This window comes from Streptococcus oralis subsp. oralis (assembly GCF_002096455.1).
Lineage (GTDB): Bacteria > Bacillota > Bacilli > Lactobacillales > Streptococcaceae > Streptococcus > Streptococcus oralis_CY.
Genome location: NZ_NCUL01000008.1, coordinates 121,831 through 140,568, shown reverse-complemented (window position 1 = coordinate 140,568; position 18,738 = coordinate 121,831). Strand labels below are relative to the sequence as shown.

Genomic DNA, 18,738 nt, shown 5'->3' with positions numbered 1-18,738 from the left:
CTCCTAGCTTGTTGAAAGAAGCTAAGGTCCAACTCTCATTAACTCATGTAAAGGAAACCTATGGAAGTTTATTTTTCAGGCACTATTGAACGGATTATTTTTGAAAATCCCAGTAATTTTTATCGCATCCTCCTCCTAGATATCGAAGATACCAATGCGGAGGACTTTGACGATTTTGAAATCATCGTTACAGGAACCATCGCGGACGTGATTGAGGGTGAAGACTACACTTTTTGGGGGCAAATCATTCAGCACTCCAAGTATGGAGAACAGCTACAGATCAGTCGTTATGAGCGAGCAAAACCCACTAGTAAGGGTCTAGTCAAGTACTTTTCTAGTAGCCATTTCAAGGGAATTGGTCTCAAAACGGCCCAAAAAATCGTTGATAGCTACGGTGACAATACCATAGACGAAATTCTGGAGCATCCTGAAAAGTTGGAAAGCATTGCAGGACTCTCTGCCAAAAACCGTGAGGCTTTTGTCTCCACCCTCCGTCTCAACTATGGGACAGAAATGGTCTTGGCTAAACTTGCCAACTACGGCATTCCCAATAAACTGGCCTTTCAGATTCAAGACTTTTACAAGGAAGAAACGCTGGATATTGTCGAAAACTATCCCTACCAACTGGTTGAAGATATCAAGGGTTTGGGCTTTACCATTGCTGACCAATTAGCTGCCGAACTAGGTATCGAAAGTCAAGCTCCTGAGCGCTTCCGCGCTGGCCTTGTCCACAGTCTCTTTCAAGGCTGTATGGATACGGGCGATACCTATATGGAAGCCCGAGATTTGCTGGAACAAACCCTGACTCTCCTAGAGTCTTCCCGTCCCGTGGAACTCGATCCCAGCCAAGTTGCTCAGGAATTATCTCATTTGATTGAAGAAGACAAGGTTCAGCAGATTGATACCAAAATCTTTGATAACAGCCTCTTTTTCGCTGAAGAAGGCATTCGCAGTCACTTGGTTCGTATCCTTGAAAAAGAAAAGCAGAAAAATCAGGATCTAGAAACCATTCAAAAGCATATCGCTACTGTCGAGCAAGAACTGGGGATTCAGTACGATACCATTCAAAAACAGGCTATCTGCGACGCTATCCAGAACAAGGTCTTTATCCTGACAGGTGGGCCTGGTACAGGTAAGACGACTGTTATCAATGGAATTATCGCTGTTTATGCCCTTTTAGAAGGGCTTGATCTCAGGAAGAAAAGCAACTTACCTATCCTTCTTGCTGCTCCAACTGGTCGAGCGGCTCGGCGCATGAATGAATTGACGGGTTTGCCTAGCGCGACCATACACCGTCATTTGGGGATGACGGGAGACGATGATACCAGCCATCTAGAAGATTATCTGGATGCCGACTTTATCATTGTAGATGAGTTTTCCATGGTGGATACTTGGCTAGCCAACCAACTTTTCTCCAACATCTCTTCTAACAGTAAAATTCTCATCGTGGGGGATAGTGACCAGTTGCCTTCTGTCAGTCCTGGACAAGTCCTTGCAGACCTGCTCCAGATACCCCCGATACCTCAGACGCGCTTGGAACGGATTTACCGTCAGAGTGAAGAATCAACTATCGTCACCTTGGCTAGTCAGATTCGACAAGGCATCTTGCCAGCCGACTTTACCCAGAAAAAAGCTGACCGCTCCTACTTTGAAATCGCTAATGGCTATATACCAGCTACCATTGAGAAAATCCTCGGTGCTGCCCTCAGAAGTGGCATTCCGGCTCGCGATATTCAGGTGCTAGCACCTATGTATCGAGGAACTGCTGGTATTGATGCCATCAACCAACTCATGCAAGACCTGCTCAATCCTCAGCAAAAGGGGCAAGTTAGCTTTGAAGCAACTCAGTGTCACTATCGAACGGGGGACAAGGTTATTCACCTAGTCAACGACGCTGAAGTCAATGTCTTTAATGGAGACCTAGGCTACATCACAGACCTGATTCCTGGAAAATACACCGAGTCCAAACAAGACGAGATTGTCATTGATTTTGACGGCAATGAGGTCATCTATCCACGCAACGAATGGTACAAGATTCGACTAGCCTATGCCATGAGCATCCATAAGTCTCAGGGAAGTGAGTTTCCTGTTGTCATCCTACCCATCACCAGTGCTAGCAAGCGCATGCTGGAGCGAAATCTCATCTACACAGCCATTACACGCGCCAAAAGCAAACTTATCTTACTAGGTGAATTACAGGCTTTCGACTATGCAGTTAAGCATATCGGGACTGCCCGCAAGACCTATCTGATTGAGCGTTTCAGTGATTTAATTGAAACTAATATTGAAGAAAGTAAACAGGCCTTCTCTGAAACTGCCACACCAAGTGACTCTGAACAATCCTACATCCTCACCGAAGAAAACTGGTCTAGTATTCCAGCCATGATTGGGATTACAGATGCAGACCTCAAAGAGATTTTTGGAAAATAGTGCAACAGAAAACCCACCTAGTCAGGTGGGCTTTTTCTCTTTTAAGATTATTTAACTGTTGCAGTGCTTGTGATCAATTCAACAGCTTTTTTGATAGTGATATCGTGTTTCAACATGTCAGCTGAAAGCAAGTTTTGTACTTGTGCAACTTCCATGTTGTAGTCTGCCGCCAATTGCTCGATTTCTTTTTGGATTTCTTCTTCTGAAGCGTCAAATCCTTCAGCCTTGGCAACTGCTTCGATAACAAGGTTAGTCTTCGTACGTGACTCAGCTTCTGCTTCGTATTGTTTGTGAAGGTCTTCTTGAGTAGTTCCTGTGATTTGGAAGTACATGTCAGGGTTGATACCTTGGCGTTGCAAGTTTCCAAGGAATTCATTTACTGAACGGTGAACTTCTTCATGGATCATTTCTTCTGGAAGTTCTACGATTTCAGCATTTTCTACAGCTTTATCGATTGCTGCACCTTCAACGGCATCTTTGTAAGCTTCTTCTTTCGCAGCAGTCAATTCTTTGCGGTATTTTTCTTTCAATTCGTCAAGAGTTTCCACTTCTTCGTCGATATCTTTTGCAAGTTCATCATCAAGAGCTGGAACTTCTTTAGCTTTTACTTCGTGGATAGTTGTTACGAATTTAGCTTCTTTACCTGCAAGGTCTTCTGCTTGGTAGTCTTCTGGGAATGTTACGATAACATCAACAGTTTCGCCAGCTGAGTGACCTACCAATTGGTCTTCGAAACCAGGGATGAATTGACCTGATCCAAGTCCAAGTGAGAAGTTTTCACCTTTTCCACCGTCAAATTCAACACCATCGATAGAACCAACGAAGTCAATCACAACAGTGTCGCCATTTTCAGCAGCGCCTTCTTTGATAACCAATTCAGCCAAGTTGTTGCGTTCGCGTTCGATACGTTCTTCAACGTCAGCATCTGTCACTTCTTTTTCTACATCAACTGATACTTCAAGGTTTTTGTAGTCACCCAATTTTACTTCAGGTTTTGTCACGACTTCAGCAGTGATAACCCAGTCTTGACCTTTTTCCATTGAAGTTACGTCAATTTTTGGTTGCGCAACCACTTCAAGACCAGCTTCTTTTACTGCAGCTTCATAAGCGTTTGGCAAAAGTGCGTTCATTGCATCTTGATAAAGAGCTTCTTCACCAAATTTTTGGTCGAAGATAGGGCGTGGAAGGTGACCTTTACGGAAACCAGGAACGTTAAGAGTTTTCTTTACTGAGTTAAATACACGGTCCAATTCTGGTTTGATTTGGTCTTGAGAGATAGTGAAAGTCAAGACACCACGGTTTGTTTCTTTGTTTTCAAATGATACAGACATTCTGTCATTTCTCCTTAAAATTTTTAATACAGTCCATTATACCATATAATAGCGACTTTTTTCAAGTAATGAATGCGCTTTTCAATAGTGCTAGAGGTACTTGCTCGCTTCCTTGATACTAAGTTCAGCCATTCGTTTCTTATTTTTCTCAATAAAACGTGCTACCCATTCGGGATTGGTTTTAGAGTAGTCTCTTAGAGTCCAGCCGATGGCTTTGTTGATAAAAAATTCTGTCTGGTCCAGATTGTTGACCAGGATCTTTTCCATCAGTTGGACATTTGTTTTCTCTTTCCTTAACAACTGGTGGTCAATAGCAACTCGCCTTAGCCAGATATTATCTGATAGGCTCCATTTTAAAATCACTTCTTCAAGTTCCGGATAGTCGGCTACCAAACTTCCTACTACTCGATCTAAGATATCTACCGTGTCCCACCAGGACTTGGTCACGACCAGACGCTCAAGTTTAGGCAAATCGTCCTTCGTTAGATAAGACTGCATGGCTTTCAAATAGTTGGCAGCCACATACTGGTATTCTCTAGGCTCCTTTTCCCAGCAGATATCTACAAAATCCCAATCGATCATCTTTGTTTTTTTCGCGCTTGGAAAGTATTTTCTATAAAGCGCATTTCTTTCAGGACCTTCAATACCTAAAAAGGGAAATTGATGACGCATATAGGCTTCCATGGGGCCTGCCTTTTTCGGATCTTTTGCTGCTTCTAGCTCCTCAAGTAAATCTACAAGACTCATCTAAAAGTTCTCCTGCCCAACCAAGTGGTGCTGAAAGGCATAGACCGCAGCCTGGGTGCGATCACTGACCTCAAGCTTGGCTAGGATGTTGGACACGTGGGTCTTGACCGTCTTGAGAGAGATGAAGAGTTCATCTGCAATGCGTTGATTTTCGTAGCCCTTAGCGATGAGTTGGAGCACGTCTCGCTCACGCGCAGTCAGCTCCTCATGAAGCTCCATATGATTACGGTGGTATTCAACCTTCTTGCTGACCTCTTGTTCAATAGCCAGCTCTCCAGCAGCTACCTTGCGGACGGCATGAAGCAGTTCGTCTGCACTAGAAGTCTTGAGCATATAACCTTTGGCACCCGCATTCAAGACCGGCATAATTTTTTCATTGTCCAAGTAAGAAGTTACAATCAAAATCTTGGCTTCAGGCCATTCTTTGAGGATGGCTAAGGTCGCGTCAATCCCATTCATCTCAGGCATGACGATATCCATGACAATGACATCTGGACGCAATTCCAAGGCCAACTCAATACCTTGAGATCCGTTGGCAGCCTCGCCCACAACTTCCACATCGTCTTGGAGATCAAAATAGCTTTTCAAGCCCAATCGGACCATTTCATGGTCATCTACCAGTAAAATTTTCATCTCTACTCCTTTATGATTCCTTATCTAGCAGGGGAATACGGATATCAACCGCCAGTCCTTGCTTTGGAGCTGTCAAAAGTTGAACCGTTCCAGCCATATCTTCGACCCGCTCCTTGATATTTCGCAGTCCATAACTCAAGTCATCTAAACTCCCTAACTGGAAACCAATCCCATTGTCCACCACCTTCAGCTGCAATTCAACATCTGTCTGATAGAGATAGACATCCAAACAAGATGCCTGGGCATGGCGAAGGGTATTGCTGATCAATTCCTGCAAAATGCGGAAGATATGTTCTTCAATCTTCTTGGGCAATTTAGACACCTTTTGCTTGAGACTAACCTTGAGATCACTCTTGTCCTCAAGCTCTTTTAAGAGGATTTGAATCCCCTCAATCAAACTCTTCTCTTCCAACTCAACAGGTCGCAAATGTAGGAGCAAGACCCGCAAATCTTTCTGGGCTGTTTCTAGGATAGCTGCGACACCTTGCAACTGGGTCTGCATCTTTTCTCTATCCAGCTTCAAAGCCTGCTGACTGACACCTGATAAAATCATATGGGCCGCAAACAACTCCTGACTAACCGTATCGTGCAGGTCACGTGCTATCCGCTTCCTTTCTTTCTCGATGATTGCTTCTTCCTTGACCAGGCTTTGATTTTCAGCCTTTTGAACAGCCTCTGTCAAGAGGTTGAGCTTGCCAGACAAGGACTTAAAACTGGCATCCAAGTCTGGATCTGCAAAGGCAACCACCTCTTTTCCTGCTAACAGTCGCTTGAGATTGACTTGCATTTTTCTGCGAGAGACTTCTTCTATCACGCGCCAAAAGAGGACAAAAAAGAAGGTCATGGAAAGGCTAAAGACCAAGACTAAGAAGATTAACTTTTCTGTTTTCTCGATATCCTGTAGCAAATAGGACCAGTCTAGTTCAAAAATATCAAGTAAACTATTAGCCAAAAAGAGGATAAAGAGGAAAGAAGTCAGACCGATTAACAGATAAGATTGCTTTTTCATCCTCTGACCACCTCCACATCGCCAACCATAGTAGTTAGGAAAATCTTGACGCTCTTGTTACTCTTGAGATAGTCTCTGGTCTCCTGATGATAGTGTTCATTGCGGAGGGATCTCTTAGGCTGATGAAGGAAGGTAAGATCTCCATAGAGGCAGTTGACACTGAGACTGATTTCCACATCTACAGGCACGATAATCCTAGTCGTTCCGACCATCTTTCTAAGGATAATGACATTGTCATGATTGGTTAGGATAACTCTTTCTAGATGAATGGTGTCCTTGCCCATGAGGCGAAAGAGGTTGATATCGTCAAACTGGCAGGTCTGGTGACTAGAGAAATGATGGAGATTACCAAACCAAGGATTGCGTTCATTTTTAACCGTCACCACCTCTTCAAAGACCAAGTCCGTCTCCTCTCTTTCTTGATTCATCATTGGATAGAGAAGAAAGAGACTGTAGATCACCGCTACAAAGATGGCTAAAATCACAAAGGGATTGAGCATGACGATGAAAAAGAAAAGAATAGTCGTTACAAGGAGGAAGACATTATTGCCCTCTTTACCTGTATAATAGCGCAGCAAGAGCAAAAAGAGGAACAGAATCAGCAGAAAACGCGAAAAATGCTCTGATACCATCAAAATCAGAGCTCCCGTCAACAGACAGGCTTCAATAAATAAAAAGATTTGAAATTTTTTCATAGATGCATCCTCTCCCTTCTATTTTATCACAATTCAAAAAAGTCACCTCGGTCTGAGGATGGAAAAAGGCGATTGGAAAGAAATCGCTCCTACAAGCTAGGTTCTTTCAGCCCGCTACAGTTGGCAAAAGGCTACAAAAAAGGACGGGATTTTTGTCCCGACCTCTCTACATCTGATCTTTTGCTTCTTTTAGTTTACCATAAAGAATGTAGTCTACGTTTTGCAGATCCGCTATGGTGGCACAATTAAGGGCACACATGATCAAACGCAGATCTTCTTTCCAGCCTTGGACAATACCAATCACCTCTTCGACGGAGTAGGTTTCAACCAATTCCAGAACGGTACGTGACAATCCTACAGCCTTGGCACCAAAGACCAAGCACTTAATCATATCCAGCGGATTTCGAACCCCTCCGCTAACCAAAAGTTCGACCTTGTCTTTCCAGTCTTGAGCATTGAGGAGGGCTTGCATGGTGGACTGACCCCATTGATTGAGGTAATCACGTTGGCCACTGCGACGGTTTTCGATATAGGCAAAGCTGGTGCCACCACGACCTGATAGGTCAACCGTTCGAACACCCAGTTCATAGGCTCTCTCGATGGTCTTCACATCCATCCCAAAGCCCACTTCCTTGAGAATAATAGGAGCAGGGATTTGCTTGCTGTAGTCTGCCAGATGTGATTGCCAGTTTCGAAACTTTCTTTCTCCCTCTGGCATGAGCAATTCCTGCATGACATTGACATGCACTTGCAGGAGGAGAGGATTCATCGCTTCTACAGTCTGAAGTCCTAACTCAACAGGCTTGTCCAATCCAATATTGGTTCCAAGAAGGAGATTTGGATGGCTAGACTTGACAGAAAATGAATCATCTGTAGGATCCTTGAGGGCTGCGCTATAAGAACCCGTCACGAACAAAATCCCACAGGCTTCCGCCACCTGAGCTAGTTTTTGATTGATTTCTCGTCCTTTATCACTTCCACCTGTCATGGCATTGATATAAAAAGGAAAATCCCACTTTCGACCAGCAAATTCTGTGGAAAGATCGATTTCATCCAGGTCGTAAAGAGGCAAGGAAGAATGAATCAACTCCACCTCATCAAAGCTGTTATAGGAACTTTTCTGCTCAAGGGCATAGCGGATGTGCTCATCCTTACGATTTGTCGTCATGTCCTATCCTTTCTTGGTATAAGAGCTCAATCTCCAGATCGGCCCAACGATTTTTTAAGGTTTCAGTTGATTGCTCATCAAAACTCAAGGCAATCCCACAGTCACCACCACCAGCGCCACTACTCTTGGCAACAGCCTGCAAATCTTGACTGGCTTCTTTCAACTGTCTCAGCGAAGGTGTGTATATATCTAGGCTCAAGCCTTCTAAAAGCTGACTGGCTGTTTCCACCTGCTCGATGATTTTTTCTGCATTCCCCTGCTCCAAGGCTTCTACCAAAGCAGCAACCGTTGCTTTTGAGGAACTTAAAAAATTCTGGTCTATGTTTCGCTTGATTTGCTGGACCATTTGACTCGATACGGCTACTTCCTTGGTCCATCCAACTAGGAAATCACATTCTAGACCTGGTTTTACTTGTGAGATAGAAAAGCCCCAAGCACGCTCCAAAACTGTTGCCAAGCTTTCTTCTTCCAACCAAGTAGCTATCTTCTTTCGATCAAAAGACTGGTAGAGAACCAAATCCTCTGCCACAATACAGGCAAGGTCTCCCATAGAGCCATTGTCGCCTCGCTTGAGTAAGACCGCGCTAGCCAGCTTGAATAAGAGATCCTGATCAATCGAAAGATTATACAGAGCCAGCAGAGCCTTGACAACCAAGACAACGACACTACCACTAGAGCCTAGACCAAACTTTTTCCCTTCTCGTTCCATTTTTCCACGGATTTCCAAGGAAAAAGGTCGCAAGGTTTGCCCACGATTAACGAGGAAATCTTCCACTAGAGAAATCGTTTCTTGAATCAAACTATAGGCAGGATTTGGCGTCAAGTCCACTGCGAAATCAAACATGTCTGAGTAGATACGATAGTTCTCAGAAAAAGCAATCTCAGCCTTCATATAGATAGGTATCGCCTTTATCAAGGCCAACTGTCCTGGCTCTAAAATAGCATACTCACCCGCCCAATAGAGTTTTCCGCAAGTTTTAACAGCAATCATCTTGGCTCAAATCCTTTGTTTTTGACACAATCAAGCGATAACGTTGACCGAAGATTTCAGATAAATGCTCCAAGTCTTTCTCCTGACAGAGGACCTTGACATTGGGACCCGCATCCATGGTAAAGTAGCAGGATTCCCCTTGCTCACGAAGCTGGCGGACAAAGTCCATGGCCTCATAAGTCGCATCCGTCAGATAAGAAAAGGCTGGTGATGCTGTTTTTGTCGTAGCGTGCATAGCAAGGGCATTTTTCTCCGTTAATTCCCCAACTTTGGTAAAGTCATTTTCCTTGAGATAAAGCAGCATATCCTGATAATCCTTTTCAGACTGGCGTACCCAGTCATCAAAGGTCGTCGAGGTTTCCACACAGAGTTTCATCCCATCACGGCTAGAAATTGGTTTTTTCTTGTCCTCTAGCACCAACATAATCATAGCTAGTTTCAAGTCTGTCTCTACAGGATAAATTTCTCCGCTATCCTTGTCCCAGGCACCGAGCGGTCCATAAAAACTCCGAGAGGAAGAACCTGAAGCAAACTTAGCCTCTTGTGCCAACTGACTTCTATCCAATCCAAGCTGGAAATAAGCACTGCATGCCTTGATCAAGGCGGACAAACCACTAGAACTAGAGGACAGGCCCGCTGCAGTCGGCATATTGTTTTGAGTATCGATACGGACAAATCCCTCACCTTCTGGACGGTAACGGTCGATGATTTTGCTCATCTTGGCATGTTCAGCCTCACTCTGAAGCTGACCATTGATATAAAATGTATCCGCCGTCGCATGGACTGGTAGAGGCGACAAGGTCGTTTCCGTATACATGTTTTCCAAAGTCAATGAGATACTGCTAGTAGCAGGCACCATCTCTTTTTCTTTTTTCTTTCCCCAATATTTGATAATGGCAATATTTGCGTAGGAACGTACTGTTACAGGCTTTCGATCCATGTCTGAACAGCTCCTTTCTCTTCTAATCGTTTTGCTAGTTCTTGTGCTTGATCCAGATTGGCTACCAAGGCGATAATACAGCCTCCTAGCCCACCACCACTCATCTTGGCACCTAGAGCACCATGGCTAAGAGCCGTTTCAACGAGGGAGTCTGCCTCAGAGCTGCTGACACCAATTTCTTTTAAATGTAAATGCGCCTGACTGAGGATTTGTCCCAGTCTTTCAGCATATTTTCGTCTAATCGCATCTTCTGCTTGCTGGGTCAATTCTCCCAAGGCATGCAAAAACGGTAGGGCATCCTTCCCCATACTTTGAACCACTTGGATGGCTTCACGAGTGTGACCATAAACACCCGTATCTGCAATCACCAAATAGGCAGATAGGTTCATCTCAAGTTCTGTAAAACCAACATTCTTGATAAAGCGAATGGGCTGGTCACTGAGACAGGTCTTGGCATCCAACCCGCTCGGATTCATATGGGCAATCATCTCAGCCCGATTGACCAAGATTTCTAGCACATCGTGAGGCAGGTCGGCTTGATAGTAGTCAAAAACAGCTCGGATGGCTGCTATGCTGATAGCAGCTGACGAACCCATTCCCCGTTTTTCAGGGATAGCCGAGTCAATCACACATCGAATGCAGGCTTCTTTGATATCCAAATACTCCAGCGAGGCATACACCGCCATGGACAAGGTATCCTCCTCATAAAGACGCCATGGACTTTCAGCGGGGACCACCTTACAAGTCACCTCCACCTCTAAGAGAGGCAGAGAAATAGCAGGATAGCCGTATACGACCGCATGCTCCCCTATTAAAATAATCTTACTATGTGCCTGACCGACACCAACTTTTTTTGTCATGTTTTCCTTTTGCTAGACGAAAAGACCGTCTCATTTCATACAGTAGTATTTTCTCCTATCTATTTTATTATATTTTCACAAAAAAAGCGATTGTTTCCTTCACAATCGCCTCTTTCATTATTGGACCCATTCGCCATTATAATTGACAGAATAGCCTTCTACGGTCGTATTCACTGCTAAAGCACCTGAACTATAAGCGTAGTACCATTTACCATTAACCTGGAACCAGCCTGTCTTCATGTCACCATTATTTGCGTTTAGATAATACCAAGTCGAACCTTCCTGATACCAACCAGTTGCCATGGTTCCTGATGAACGGAGATAGTACCACTTGTTACCAAGATATTGCCAGCCTGTTTTCATATCGCCATTTGGTTGGTCTAAATAATACCAAGTGGTACCTTCCTGATACCAGCCAGTCGCCATTGCTCCTGATGAACGGAGATAGTACCATTTATTACCAAGATGTTTCCAACCTGTTTGCATGATGCCAGTTGTTGGATCTAAGTAGTACCATGGAGCAGGTTTGCTTCTATCAATGCCAAAAGTAACATGGAAATCTTGAGTCCAACCCTTAGCAACTTCACCAATTGGTAGTGGATTGTAAGAATCATCGCCAGAAATTCCTAGCTTATTTAAATAATACCAATTGCCGTCTTCATAAGTCCAGCCTGTCTTTACAGCATAATTATTATCAAAATAATAAGTTCTCTTTTCAGCAGATGGAGTATATTGTTCACCGTATACTTTTCCTGTATTTTCAGACGTTTTTGCCTCTAGTACTTGTTTATCTGTTTGTTCTAGCAAAGCACCATCTTGTCCAAAATAGTACCACTTCTGTTGAAGGCCAATTTCTAAGACTGGACGATTATTAAATAAATTATCACGATAACCTGTTCCATGAATTTCTACGTATTGCCAACCGACAACCATCTCTCCTCTATCACCAAAATAGTAAGTTTTACCGTCTATTTTATGCCAATAGATTGCTTTATGATCATCTTTTACATAATATTTTCTATTATCCTTATCAACAAATTGGCCACCTGTGGTATCCGCAAATACAGTATTTGTAGCTAGCAAACCAAAGAAAAATGTTGCTAGTGCGACTTGCATCATTTTTTTCAAAAGCTTCATTTGTATCTCCTCCAAGATTAAATCCACTCACCAGATGAAGCAAAGTTATAAACTTTACCATCGATAGTTTGGCTACCTGTAACCATTGCTCCATTTGAATTGAGATAATACCAGTTTCCATTTACTTTGGTCCAACCTGTCTTCATATCTCCATTACTTGCATTTAGGTAGTACCAAGTTGAACCGTCTTTCACCCAACCAGTTGCCATAGCTCCTGATGAACGGAGATAGTACCACTTGTTACCAAGATATTGCCAGCCTGTTTTCATATCGCCATTTTCAGTATCTAAATAGTACCAAGTTGAGCCTTCCTGATACCAGCCAGTCGCCATTGCTCCTGATGAACGAAGGTAGTACCACTTATTGCCAAGTTGCTGCCAACCAGTTTGCATTGCAGCGGTTGTTGGATCTAGATAGTACCAAGTCGAATCATCATTTATCCAACCTGAACGTCTTTCACCACCAATATAGTTTTCTCCATTAATTTCCATTTTAGCTAGATAATACCAATTAGACTGATCATAAAGCCAACCTGTCTCTAAAGAATGATTTTGATTAAAGTAATAGTTCGTGTAAAAACTCTTCTCTTCTTTATCTTCCGGATTTGTACGTTTTTCCCCATACTTTCTTCCAACACTGTCTTTAGTTTTAACCTCTAATGCTTTCCAACCAACAAACTCTTGTAGCACTCCATTTTTATCGAAATAGTACCACTCTGACTTTGGAAAACCTTCTAATCTGATACCATTTGGGTAAGGACCAATTGTACTACCTTTAGATGGAAACGGGATATATTGCCAGCCGACAACCATCTCTCCAGATAGAGGATCAAAATAATAGTACTTCCCATCAATCACTCGCCAGTAGGTTTCTTTGAGTTCCCCCTTCTTGTAGTAGGTTCTACCATTTTCTTGGACAAATTGCCAGCCTTCTGAATCAGCATCATCCGCCAATACGGTATTAGCCGCTAGCAAAGCAAAGAAAAAGACTGCTAGTAGAACTTGCAACATTTTTTTCAAAAATTTCATTAGTTCTTCCTCCATAACTGATTGTAGCAAAGACCCGACTGTATGTCAATATATAGAAGCCCCTCAAAAAAAGCAGTTACACAACTGCAACTGCTTTTCTATTCTTGCATGGTGTAACCAACACCACGCACGGTTTTAATGTAGCTTTTTTGACCTTTTACATCAAGCTTGCTACGTAGATAACGGATATAAACATCCACGATATTGGTTTCTGTCGCACTTTCGTACTTCCAAACACTTTCCAATAACTGCTCACGAGTCAAGACTTTCTTGCTTCCCATGAGAGTAGCCAAGAGGTCATACTCACGGCGCGTCAGAGCAATCATCTCCTCGCCACGATAAACGGTATGATGTTCTACATCCATACGTAGGTTGCGGTAAGACGTTGGAACCTTCATCTGACTACAGTGTTGGTCAATGAAGTCCCGACCTCGGAAAATCGCTGAAATACGAGCTACTAGATTATCAATAATCACTGGCTTATAGATGTAAGAAACGGCGAAGCGCTGGATTGTCTCAATCTGGTCTTGCAATTCTTCGCGATGGTCCAAGACCATAATCACTGAGGCTGGTTTTGTCCGACTCAGCTTGTCTGCAAAATCCTGGGCCGTCATATCCCCCAGATGAGCATTCAGTAAAATCAAGTCATAGTCCGTCTGGAGAGCCATGGAGAGGGCTTTTTGCCCCTCCTCTACCAAATCGACTCGGTATTGCTCTTTTTGGAGTTCCAGACTGAGAAAATGAGCTAGATTTCGTTCTTTCTCAAGTAATAAAATCCGTTTCCCCATGGCAGACCTACTTATTTTTCGTCATACCAAGAGTAGTGGAAGGTTCCTTCTTTGTCTTTACGTTGGTAAGTGTGGGCACCAAAGTAATCACGTTGTGCTTGGATCAAGTTAGCAGGAAGGTCTGCTGAACGATAGCTATCAAAGTAAGTAATAGCTGCTGAGAAGGTTGGTACTGGTACACCAGCTTGAACAGCAAGAGCTACGATATCACGCACTGCTTGTTGGTACTTGGCAGTAACATCCAAGAAGTACTCATCCAAGAGAAGGTTTGCAAGATCAGCATCGCGGTTGTAAGCATCTGTGATCTTTTGCAAGAAACGAGAACGGATGATACAGCCATCACGCCAGATAGATGCGATATCCGCAAATGGCAAGTTCCAGTTATTTTCTTTAGAAGCCACACGCAATTGGGCAAAACCTTGTGCGTATGAAATGATTTTTGAGAAGTAAAGGGCTTGACGAATCTTTTCGATCAACTCAGCCTTGTCACCTTCAAATTTGAAAGTAGCTGGTTTTGGAAGGACCTTGCTAGCATGTACACGCTCTTCTTTGTATGTGGAGATGTAGCGGGCAAAGACTGACTCAGTGATGAGTGACAATGGCACACCAAGGTCAAGTGCTGATTGGCTAGTCCATTTACCAGTTCCCTTGTTACCTGCAGCATCAAGGATGTAGTCTACGATTGGGCCATCTTGACCTTCATCGTCTTTACGGCTCAAGATATCAGCTGTGATTTCGATCAAGTAGCTGTCCAATTCACCCTTGTTCCACTCAGTAAAGATTTCAGCCATGTCTTCTGCAGAAAGGCCAAGCAAGTGTTGCATGAGGTCATAGCTTTCTGCGATCAATTGCATATCACCATACTCGATACCGTTGTGGACCATTTTCACATAGTGACCAGCTCCATCAGGACCGATGTAAGTCACACATGGTTTGCCATCTTCTGGTGCTTTAGCTGAGATTTCTTCAAGAACATCAGCAACCAATTCGTAGGCTTCTTTTTGTCCACCAGGCATGATAGAAGGACCTTCAAGGGCACCTTTTTCACCACCAGAAACTCCAGTACCGATAAAGTTGATACCTGAGTTTGCTAGTTCTTCATTACGACGGATAGTATCTTTGTAGAAAGTGTTTCCTCCATCAATCAAGATATCACCCTTGTCAAGGTGGGGAAGAAGAGCTTGGATAGTTGCGTCTGTACCAGGTCCAGCTTGAACCATGAGCATGATACGACGAGGTTTTTCGATTGAGTTTACAAAGCTTTCCACGTCATAGCTTGGCACAAAGTTCTTTTCAGGATGACAGGCAATTACATCTTCTGTTTTTTCTTTACTACGGTTGTAAATGGCAACTGTATAACCACGAGATTCGATATTTAGGGCAAGGTTACGACCCATTACGGCCATACCTACGACACCAAAGTTAGCTTTTGTCATGTGACACTCCTCTTGTTTAATATGTTTTATTTTATCATTTTTACCTATGAAAGGAAAGAATTTTGTAACGGTCTCCTAGTAGTCCAAGTCATCCGCATGACCAGAACCATTCCCTACAAAGTAACCAGTCTTACAGTTGAGGGTGAAGAGATAGGTTCCATCTGGTTTATAGAGGTTGTAATAACCATTTCCGTTTACGATATTGACACGTTCTAGGATATATTGATTGCCAGTGATATAGCCACGAGCACGTGATGTTGCTAGGACTTGTTCCAATACACCATCCGCAAAGGTCCAAGCAGGGTTGTTGCTATCATCTACAGCTGATTGGTTGTAAGGTACACGACTAGCACTTCTTTGAAGATTAACCCCATCGCCAGACAAACCACCATTCGTATCTCTAGCTGGTGCCGTAGTGCTTGTTGAAGGTGTCGTACTACTTGAATTGCTTTCTGTAGCTGAACTTGAGCTTGCTTGACTCGTGCTAGAGCTCGAACTTGAGCTGGAAGCACTGGTTTGTTGGCTCTTGCCAAGACTAATGGCCTTATCCAAGAGTTTGTCTAGTTCTGTGTTCCCTGTCTTGATTTCTGTAAATTTAGCGTCTGCTTTGGCTTTCGCATTGGTATCCAAGACACCGTCAGTGATTGCTGGGCTTTCAAAGAGGGCATTGACATCTTGAATGGCCTTGATTTGAGTTGCTAGGCTATCATATCTTGACTTAGCTAGTGTATAATCACGGCTACCTTCTAACTTATCTAGCAAGGTTTTCAGTTGGCTCAATTTATCAAACTGGCTGTTTTTCAGAGCAGTCTTATTAGCATCTGTATAGAAAGTATCATAGAGATCATTGAAGTCTTTCAAAGCTGTTTGTGTCCCTTGATCATCCGAAGAGGCTGCTTGAGAAGACTGGATCTCTTGGTTTGAACGAGATACTTGACGGTAGACATAATATGTTCCAGCAAGCACAAGGATTGCAGCTACTACAGAAGCAATGATGATGACACCTTTCTTCTTAGAGCCTGTTTCAGGTTCTGTTTGAGCCGAACGTGATAGAGGTGTATAAATCTCCTCTTCTTGTTCCTCATTTATTTGCTTGGGCTCTGTTTCTGTTAAAACGATAGGCTCTATTTCAGCATTTTCTTCATCTTGAAGTGGTGGAACAAACTGAGTAGTCTCTTCTTCTATCTCTTCAATAGATTCCTCAGCAACCAGGTCTGAATCGTCTACCTGATCAGAAGTCTCACTAGATTCTCGCACTTCTTGGATCATTTCCTCTAGGTTTTGAGTAGAAGCCAGTTCTTCTTTTTTAAACTGACGAGTTTCAAACTTGTCGGCTTCGATTTCTTCACGGTGTTGTTTGATGTATTTGTCTAAGATACTGTCCTCAGGCAATACTCCTGCTTCAACCTCTTCATTCTTACGAATGACTTGACCAACAGTCAAGTCTTTTGCTTCGTCAAAGTCGAATTGTGGTTCTTGATGTCCTTTTTTATGACGATCACGTCTTTTCTTACTCATGAGTTCACCTTTCTATTTTACTTCTTGGCGTTTGACACGCTGACCAAAGTATTGATACAAATCCACTTTTAAGGTCCCGTTATATAGTTTTCGTTTTTTATCAGCTGAACTTCCGTACTTGCTTTCAAAAGCTTCGTCACTCGTCAGGATAAACTTACTCCACGTTTTCAGTGGTGCAAAGACTTGTCCCATCTCAGCATAGAGCTTGGTAACTCCTGCATCATCAGACAAACGTTCCCCATATGGTGGATTGGAAATGATAACGCCATTAATCTTGTCTGTGCGCAAGTCCTGTACCCGCATTTGCTTAAAGGTGATATCACCTGCGACACCTGCTGCTTGAGCATTTGCCTTGGCAATTTCCACCATGCGAGCATCTATATCACAGCCCATAATGTCCAGTTCCAGTTCACGATCAATTTTCTTAGCCGCCTCTGTGCGAACCTCCTGGATTAACCGATCGCTGACCCAGTTCCATTCCTCAAAAGCAAAGGAACGGCGAAGTCCTGGTGCCATTTTTCTGGCAATCATAGCCGCCTCGATACAGAAAGTTCCTGAACCACAAGTCGGATCAATCAAGGGCTTGTCTGGATACCAGTTAGAGAGTTGTAAAATGGCCGCTGCCATATTTTCCTTGATTGGCGCCCCACCCTTTTCCGTACGATAACCACGTTTAAAAAGGCTAGAACCTGTCGTGTCAATCATGACAGTTGCCACATCTTTCAGGATAGATACCTCGATCTTAAACTCGGGACCCATTTCCATCAAGGGAACTCCTTCTGGGCGGGCATAGTGTTTTTGTAATTTCTTCACAACAGCCTTCTTGGAAATAGCCTGAACACTGGGCTCGTTGTGAAGTTTAGACTTGACACATTTTGCCTTTGATATCGGGAAACGTGCTCCTAGCGGGAGATAGTTTTCCCAATCTAGAGCAAAAACGCCTTGAAAAAGCTCTTCAAAAGTCTTAGCTGGAAAACTTCCGACTACAATCTTGATGCGATCCGCTGCACGAATCCAAAGATTGGTCTCAATGATTGCCTTCACATCTCCTTGGAAGCGGACACGCCCATTTTCAACCTGGCAATCATAACCAAGGTCTCGCACCTCACGTCCAACGACAGCCTCGAGACCCGCCGCAGCAGTTGCGATTAAATTAAATTGTTCTTTCATTTCTAGTCTTGCAAGACCTTTCTCTTGTTCACTTTAAAAAATGAGGTTGAGAAAGATTTCTCAGCCCCAACCTATATGCAATTTTCTATAAGCCATGTTTTGTTCCAGAAGTGACTAGGACCACTTCCTTCGATAATCATCTGTCTACCGCTAACAGCATAAATCTGCTAGCAGTCAGAGTACTACGTTCGTTTCCGTGCACTCCATGCCCCGACCAAAATTTGGGTTGCTAGCTTGAGGGGTTTACCGCGTTCCACTCTCTCTGTTTCCAGAAAGACTCCGTCACTGTGGCACTTTCAAGCCTATTCTGACCTATCCGAAGACTTAGCCATTTCGACTGCCGTAACGATTTCTCGTCCCTAGGCTTATGGATTCGCCTAGCACAAACACTACAGGCATCACAGCCTGTGCTAGCATGGACTTTCCTCATGAAAAGAGATCCTCTTCACGCGATTATCCAAAAATTGCACTCATTCCTTAGTCAATTATAAATCTTGGTTGTCTAAGATTTGCTTACCAAATACTTCTTTTTCGAGACGATTTAAGCGTTTCAAAATATCAAAATTTGTCATTGAAGTAGAAGCCGTTACTTCAATAGAGTCTGGTTGAGTTGGCGCTACCTGTGGTTTATGAGATAATTCTTCTTTCAAATCAGCAATCTCTTGACGAAGGGATTTGACCAAAGCTGCGTAGGTTTCATAATCCTTAATCACATCGTCTAGGAATTCATCGACCTCTGCTTTGCTATATCCACGTACTTCACGTCCAAATTCTTGTTCAAAAATATCTTTCGCTGAAAATATAATACTTGCCATGTCTCTCTCCATTCTGGGTTACTAGTATTATTATATAAAAAA

At 43.3% G+C, this 18,738-nt stretch carries 17 protein-coding genes and 1 other RNA gene; 1 reads left to right on the top strand and 17 read right to left on the bottom strand.

The window, feature by feature from the left end:
- The first annotated feature begins 60 nt into the window (after window positions 1-60).
- The gene (gene recD2 / locus B7720_RS05180; protein ID WP_084856861.1) at window positions 61-2,430 is read left to right on the top strand and encodes an SF1B family DNA helicase RecD2; all 2,370 of its coding nucleotides are present in this window, start codon (window positions 61-63) and stop codon (window positions 2,428-2,430) included.
- Between the two features lie 47 nt (window positions 2,431-2,477).
- Here the strand turns inward: recD2 and tig are convergent, their stop codons facing one another.
- The 17 genes from tig to gpsB form a co-directional block, all read right to left on the bottom strand.
- Window positions 2,478-3,761, bottom strand: coding sequence for a trigger factor (gene tig / locus B7720_RS05175; RefSeq protein ID WP_000116504.1), 1,284 nt, complete (start codon window positions 3,759-3,761; stop codon window positions 2,478-2,480).
- Between the two features lie 90 nt (window positions 3,762-3,851).
- Entirely contained in the window at window positions 3,852-4,508 is a 657-nt protein-coding gene (locus B7720_RS05170) for a DNA alkylation repair protein (RefSeq protein ID WP_049520867.1), read from the bottom strand.
- Window positions 4,509-5,141, bottom strand: coding sequence for a response regulator transcription factor (locus B7720_RS05165; protein WP_049520866.1), 633 nt, complete (start codon window positions 5,139-5,141; stop codon window positions 4,509-4,511).
- Between the two features lie 10 nt (window positions 5,142-5,151).
- The gene (locus tag B7720_RS05160; RefSeq protein ID WP_084856859.1) at window positions 5,152-6,150 is read right to left on the bottom strand and encodes an envelope stress sensor histidine kinase LiaS; all 999 of its coding nucleotides are present in this window, start codon (window positions 6,148-6,150) and stop codon (window positions 5,152-5,154) included.
- Window positions 6,147-6,845 (bottom strand): cell wall-active antibiotics response protein LiaF, encoded by a 699-nt coding sequence (liaF, locus tag B7720_RS05155; protein ID WP_049478059.1) that lies wholly within the window; start codon window positions 6,843-6,845, stop codon window positions 6,147-6,149. Before liaF ends, B7720_RS05160 begins: the two co-directional genes overlap by 4 nt.
- Window positions 6,846-7,011: 166 nt before the next feature.
- On the bottom strand, window positions 7,012-8,013 hold the full coding sequence (gene fni / locus B7720_RS05150) for a type 2 isopentenyl-diphosphate Delta-isomerase (protein WP_084856856.1): 1,002 nt from the start codon (window positions 8,011-8,013) through the stop codon (window positions 7,012-7,014).
- Window positions 7,997-9,004, bottom strand: coding sequence for a phosphomevalonate kinase (locus tag B7720_RS05145; RefSeq protein ID WP_084856853.1), 1,008 nt, complete (start codon window positions 9,002-9,004; stop codon window positions 7,997-7,999). The genes fni and B7720_RS05145 overlap by 17 nt, the downstream gene beginning before the upstream one ends.
- Complete coding sequence (gene mvaD, locus B7720_RS05140; RefSeq protein ID WP_084856851.1) at window positions 8,991-9,944, bottom strand: diphosphomevalonate decarboxylase; 954 nt, start codon at window positions 9,942-9,944, stop codon at window positions 8,991-8,993. Before mvaD ends, B7720_RS05145 begins: the two co-directional genes overlap by 14 nt.
- On the bottom strand, window positions 9,926-10,804 hold the full coding sequence (mvk, locus tag B7720_RS05135; RefSeq protein ID WP_084856849.1) for a mevalonate kinase: 879 nt from the start codon (window positions 10,802-10,804) through the stop codon (window positions 9,926-9,928). The genes mvaD and mvk overlap by 19 nt, the downstream gene beginning before the upstream one ends.
- 117 nt (window positions 10,805-10,921) lie before the next feature.
- On the bottom strand, window positions 10,922-11,941 hold the full coding sequence (cbpC, locus tag B7720_RS05130; RefSeq protein WP_084856848.1) for a choline-binding protein CbpC: 1,020 nt from the start codon (window positions 11,939-11,941) through the stop codon (window positions 10,922-10,924).
- Window positions 11,942-11,958: 17 nt separating this feature from the next.
- Window positions 11,959-12,969: a choline-binding protein CbpJ gene (gene cbpJ / locus B7720_RS05125; RefSeq protein WP_084856846.1), complete on the bottom strand. Its 1,011-nt coding sequence runs from the start codon at window positions 12,967-12,969 to the stop codon at window positions 11,959-11,961.
- Window positions 12,970-13,067: 98 nt separating this feature from the next.
- The gene (locus B7720_RS05120; protein WP_000518001.1) at window positions 13,068-13,757 is read right to left on the bottom strand and encodes a response regulator transcription factor; all 690 of its coding nucleotides are present in this window, start codon (window positions 13,755-13,757) and stop codon (window positions 13,068-13,070) included.
- A gap of 11 nt (window positions 13,758-13,768) precedes the next feature.
- Entirely contained in the window at window positions 13,769-15,193 is a 1,425-nt protein-coding gene (gndA, locus tag B7720_RS05115; RefSeq protein WP_061587344.1) for an NADP-dependent phosphogluconate dehydrogenase, read from the bottom strand.
- A 75-nt stretch (window positions 15,194-15,268) separates the two neighbouring features.
- Window positions 15,269-16,711, bottom strand: coding sequence for a cell division site-positioning protein MapZ (mapZ, locus tag B7720_RS05110; protein WP_084856844.1), 1,443 nt, complete (start codon window positions 16,709-16,711; stop codon window positions 15,269-15,271).
- Window positions 16,712-16,723: 12 nt separating this feature from the next.
- On the bottom strand, window positions 16,724-17,881 hold the full coding sequence (locus B7720_RS05105; RefSeq protein ID WP_084856842.1) for a THUMP domain-containing class I SAM-dependent RNA methyltransferase: 1,158 nt from the start codon (window positions 17,879-17,881) through the stop codon (window positions 16,724-16,726).
- 83 nt (window positions 17,882-17,964) lie between these two features.
- An RNA gene (rnpB, locus tag B7720_RS05100) (RNase P RNA component class B) lies at window positions 17,965-18,346 on the bottom strand.
- A 20-nt stretch (window positions 18,347-18,366) separates the two neighbouring features.
- Complete coding sequence (gpsB, locus tag B7720_RS05095) at window positions 18,367-18,696, bottom strand: cell division regulator GpsB (protein ID WP_000146523.1); 330 nt, start codon at window positions 18,694-18,696, stop codon at window positions 18,367-18,369.
- Window positions 18,697-18,738 lie beyond the last annotated feature (42 nt).